4 protein-coding genes are annotated in these 3,471 nt (G+C 56.1%); all 4 read left to right on the forward strand.

The window, feature by feature from the left end; genetic code table 11:
* On the forward strand, positions 1–581 hold a 581-nt coding region (locus NW829_RS03315), incomplete at its 5' end, for a thylakoid membrane photosystem I accumulation factor (RefSeq protein WP_414416436.1).
* Positions 578–862, forward strand: coding sequence for a hypothetical protein (locus tag NW829_RS03320; RefSeq protein WP_041436379.1), 285 nt, complete (start codon positions 578–580; stop codon positions 860–862). The genes NW829_RS03315 and NW829_RS03320, both read left to right, overlap by 4 nt.
* A 51-nt stretch (positions 863–913) precedes the next feature.
* The gene (locus NW829_RS03325; protein WP_148202707.1) at positions 914–1,783 is read left to right on the forward strand and encodes a prohibitin family protein; all 870 of its coding nucleotides are present in this window, start codon (positions 914–916) and stop codon (positions 1,781–1,783) included.
* A gap of 515 nt (positions 1,784–2,298) precedes the next feature.
* Complete coding sequence (locus tag NW829_RS03330; RefSeq protein ID WP_414416437.1) at positions 2,299–3,318, forward strand: HD domain-containing phosphohydrolase; 1,020 nt, start codon at positions 2,299–2,301, stop codon at positions 3,316–3,318.
* Positions 3,319–3,471 lie beyond the last annotated feature (153 nt).

The raw sequence follows: 3,471 nt of genomic DNA on the forward strand, positions 1-3,471 counted from the left end.
AAGAGGATGAGATCATGCTGTTGCTTCGTATCTTCCTGGTGGCTCTGCTCATCGCTTTGACAGGTTGGTTTTCCCCTCCCGCCAGCGCCCTGCTCAACGACGACCGTTACGATGGCAACATCTTTGCCCTCTACGGGGCCAATGGCGGCATGATCCCCCCCCGCGTTTCCTTGAAGCAGGCGAAAGAGCAAGGGATCCCGGCCCTCCTCGTGTATTACATCGATGACAGTAGCGATTGCAAAAAATACGCCGCCACCATTGCCAACCTGCAGGTTCGCTACGGGCTGGGGGTCTATTTCATCCCCTATTCCGTCGATTCCCTCCTGCCCGGCGACGAGCGCGGCCAATACTACACCGGACAAGTGCCTCAAACCCTCCTCTTCGACCCAGAGGGAAATATCGTCTATCAATCCGTCGGCAACCGCCCCATCACCGAGGTGGAAAACGCTATTCGCGCCCTCTTCAAGTTGGATCCCGTTCCCCCAGGGCTGATCAAAGCCAAACCCTTCAACGAGATCCAAACCGGATTTGCCGGATCCCGTTCTCCCCAAGCCTACCCCCCCACAAAAGCCCAGCCGTGACGGCCAATCCCGATCCCTTTGATCCTCTCGAGGCTCTGCAGGAAAAACTCCAGAGTCTCCAGGCTCGTCTTGCCGACCTCAGAGAATTGGAGCGCATAGCCCAGCTTTCCCCTGAACAATGGGCCGAAATCCAAGCTGAAGCCAGTCAACTGGAGCAACGCCTGCAGGCTTATGTGCTAGAGGTGTTTAATCCTGTCCCCGCTACCTTTTGGCAGGTGGTACGCTTCGGCGGCCTTGGCCTGCTGCTGGGCATTGCCCTGCAGCGCTGGGTGCTGAGCTAGCCAGCACACCCCTTAAGATAAAAAAGCTCTTGGATCCCGGAGCCCTTGCCCATGCGCATGCGACGCCCTAGACCATTTAGTCTTGACCGCAAGACTTCGCGCTTTCTGCCTCTGCTGGGCCTGCTTTTGGCGCTGCTGACCCTCCTGCCCCGTTGTCTGCTGGTTGTCCAACCCGGCTACGAAGCCGTCATCTTCAACCGCCTCACGGGAGTGGAAATGACTCCCCGCCGCGAGGGGATCCATCTGCTGATTCCGGTGCTGCAGTTCCCCACCCTTTACGATGTGCGCACCCAAACCTACAACATGACCAGCCGAAGTGAAGAGCGCAGCGTCAAAGCCGACGATACCCTCACCGCTCTCACTGCCGATGGGCAACGGGTGGATCTGGATGTTTCGGTGCGCTATCGCCTGGATCCGGATCGGGTTCCCGAAATCCATCGCAATGTAGGCCCCGATTACCTGAACAAAATTATTCGCCCCGCCTCCCAAGCCGTGGTGCGCAATGTTATCGCCCGCTATTCGGCCATTGGCGTTTATTCTGAGCAACGAGCTGAAATCCAAGAACAAATTGCCGCTGAGCTCTCTCGCCTAATGCAGCCAGAAGGGCTGGTGCTGCAGAGCTTGCTCTTGCGCAATGTGGAATTTTCCAAAGAGTTTCAGTCGGCCATCGAAGCCAAACAAATTGCCGAGCAAGAGAAGCAAAGAGAAGTGTTTCGCGTAGAGCAGGCTCAACTCATCAAACAACGAATGATTGTCAAAGCCAGCGGTGAGGCCCAAGCCATCGCCCTCAAAGGGGAAGCGCTGCGCAGCAACCCGAACGTCATCCAGCTCGAGTATGTCCGCAACTTGCCCGACGACATCCAAGCCATCGTCAGCGAGCAAAACACCATCCTCAATCTGGGGGACTTTCTCAACAAGTAATCGATTCGAGAGTCCCAAGTTAGGATTGGATCCATCCAGTTCAGGTGCATCCACTCCAAGCCCGTTCTCAACAGACCATCAGCCCCAGCCCCTCTCCCAGAGAAGTGTTGCTGCTGTGCCCCTTAATTTCTTGATGGGCCGTAATTCTCGGCCTTTGCATTCATTTTGCATTCATAGAGAACCCAGCACTCTCCGGTACTCCGGGGGCCAAATACCGGGCCCGACACTCAACTGGCAAGCTGACGTAGGAGCCTGGGGAGTTGACTGGGGCATCCACTCTCCGGAGCATCTGTATCAGACTAAACAGAAGGAGGCTGCCAGGATATCTAGGCTTTGTACAATTGCTCACAAAGCCCTGGGTTGATGGGAGAAAACCCTTCCCTTTCCCGGAGCAGCTCAGTGTAAAGCCTGATGCTCTTTTTTCTCTGATGGGATTACCGTAGAGGTGTTGCTACTGGGATCCTGCAGTGACCAGCTTTTCCTGTGCCCAACTCGCCAAACTCGAGATGCCCAAGATGCCCGTGACAGTTGGGATCCCTGTCACACCTTCTGCGGATGAGGCGGATGAGACAGAGATCGGTCATCTTTTGATCGTCGATGATCAGCCCAACAGCCGCCTGCTGCTGGGGGATCTGCTGCAGAGCATTGGCTATCGGGTCAGCGAGGCCGAAAGCGGCAATCAAGCCCTGCAAATGTTGAAAACCTTCCAGCCGGATCTGATCTTGCTGGATGTCATGATGCCGGGGTTAGATGGGTTCGAGGTCTGTCGACGCATCAAAGCGAATGATGAGACACGCTTGATCCCGGTGGTATTGGTTACAGCGGCCAGCGATCGCAAAAATCGCGTGCGCGGTATTGAAGCTGGGGCAGATGATTTCTTGAGCAAGCCCTTTGACGAGTCGGAATTGTTGGCGCGGGTGCGTTCCCTCGTTCGCCAAAAGCACCTCAATGAAGACTTGGATCATGCTGCTCAGGTTCTGTTCGCCATTGCCCGCAGTGTGGAAAGCCGGGATCCCACCACCGGGGATCACTGTGAGCGCCTGGCACAAATGGCCAAGAGCTTCGGCGAGTTTTTGCATCTGCCCCGTCCCCTGATCAAGGTGCTGATGTGGGGAGGTTACCTGCACGACATCGGCAAAGTGGGCATACCCGATGCCATTTTGGGTAAAACAGGCAAGCATACGCCGGAAGAGTGGGAGGTGATGAAATCCCATGTCTTGATCGGGGAGCAAATCTGCCGCCCACTACGCACCATGAAAGAGGTGTTGCCCCTCATCCGCCACCACCACGAGCGTTGGGATGGCAGCGGTTATCCCGACGGCCTCAAGGGGGAAGAGATCCCCCTGGTGGCCCGCATCTTTCAGATCATCGACATCTACGACGCCCTCACTTCAGAGCGACCTTACAAGCGAGCGTTCACCGTTCAAGAGGCCATAAGCATCTTGCGGGAAGAAACAGACAGGGGTTGGCGGGATCCCCAGTTGGTGGAGTATTTCTTTGAGTTTCTGCGATCGCGGGCGCTGGATTTGGAGTAGGCTAGATAGGGCTTGCTTGTAGTGTACCAGCAGGATAGAGTCTCTTGCCGGGTGCCGATCCGCTGCGCCGTTGTGTAGGCTGTCGCCAGTTGTTTCCTCGCTCACAACTGTGGCGGCTGGTCAGACAATTTGATTCCCACCAAGTGCTTTTGG

Origin of the sequence: Synechococcus sp. R55.8 (genome assembly GCF_047461895.1) — a bacterium.
In the GTDB taxonomy this organism is placed as follows: domain Bacteria; phylum Cyanobacteriota; class Cyanobacteriia; order Thermostichales; family Thermostichaceae; genus Thermostichus.